The 1,453-nt window shown below is 50.8% G+C and carries 1 protein-coding gene; it reads left to right on the top strand.

The features are described from left to right. The coding region (locus R7Q38_RS23305) for a TrkH family potassium uptake protein (protein WP_318114456.1) at nucleotides 1-1,409 on the top strand (1,409 nt) is incomplete at its 5' end. Nucleotides 1,410-1,453 lie beyond the last annotated feature (44 nt).

The raw sequence follows: 1,453 nt of genomic DNA, 5'->3' as shown, positions 1-1,453 counted from the left end.
TGGTTTTATCCAAACTGGCCCTTTTTATGTACGTGCCGACTTTGGTCGCTTTCTTCACAGGTACGGGCGGTTTCCTTGATTTCGCCCAAGCCGTTGTGATCACGCACCTTGCCGCCTTCATTTGTTTGACGATTGGCCGAACCGCCAAGTTCAAACTCAGTGTGCGCGACATGTTCCTCATCACCAGTTTGGTCTGGACCATCGCCAGCGCGTTCGCCGCGTTGCCATTTGTGTTCATTAACCACATCAGCTTCACCGATGCCTACTTCGAAACCATGTCGGGGATCACCACCACGGGCTCCACAGTGCTCAGTGGCTTGGACAACATGGCGCCGAGCATTTTGTTATGGCGCTCCATCTTGCAATGGCTGGGTGGCATTGGCTTTATCGTAATGGCGGTGGCAATCCTACCCATGTTGAACGTCGGTGGTATGAAGCTGTTCCAAACGGAATCGTCCGACTGGTCAGATAAAAGCAGCCCAAGAGCCAAAACCGTAGCGAAGAACATCGTGTTGGTGTATCTGATCTTAACGGGCATGTGCATTGGTGGTTATGTTCTGACGGGCATGAACCTGTTTGAAGCGATCAACCACGCCTTTACCACCCTATCTACCGGCGGTTACTCGACCTCCGATAGCTCGATGAACAACTTCTCCAACGGCGCGCACTGGGTCGCGACCACTTTCATGTTCTTGGGCGGTCTGCCAGTTCTATTGTTTGTTGCCGCTTTACGCAAACGCAGCATCGATATTCTGGTCAAAGATGCACAGGTACGAGGCTTTGCATACTTGTTCTTGTTCTCAAGCTTAGTGGTTGCCGCTTGGCTAGTAATTCGCGATGGTTACACCATTTTGGATGCCCTGCGAGTGTCGATGTTCAACATCGTTTCTGTGGTGACAACCACCGGGTTCGGCTTGGAAGATTTCACCGCTTGGGGCGCTCTGCCAACCACGCTCTTTGCCTTCTTAATGATGGCAGGGGCATGTTCTGGCTCAACCGCAGGCGGGATTAAAATCTTCCGTTTCCAAATTGCTATGACGCTATTGAACAAACAGATCATGAAACTGATTCATCCATCCGGCGTTTTCGTGCAACGTTACAACCAACGTCCTGTGAACGACGACATCGTGCGCTCTGTGGTGGCGTTTGGGTTGATGTTCTTTATCACCATCATCTTTATCGCTGGCTGTTTAAGTGCCCTTGGTCTTGATCCCGTGACCAGCATTTCTGGCTCAATCACCGCCGTTGCCAACGTGGGTCCTGGCATGGGTAGCGTGATCGGCCCAACAGGAAACTTCGCGCCACTACCAGATGCCGCTAAATGGCTTCTAAGCTTTGGTATGTTGATGGGCCGCTTGGAAATTCTGACTATTCTTGTACTGTTCTTTCCTGCGTTTTGGCGCCGTTAAGCAGACACAAATAAAAGGTATAACAATGAAAACATGGATCACTC

Source organism: Vibrio sp. Vb0598, assembly GCF_033338935.1.
Lineage (GTDB): Bacteria > Pseudomonadota > Gammaproteobacteria > Enterobacterales > Vibrionaceae > Vibrio > Vibrio alginolyticus.
The sequence above is the reverse complement of the archived record's forward strand: the minus strand, read 5'-3'. Positions and strand labels throughout refer to the sequence as shown.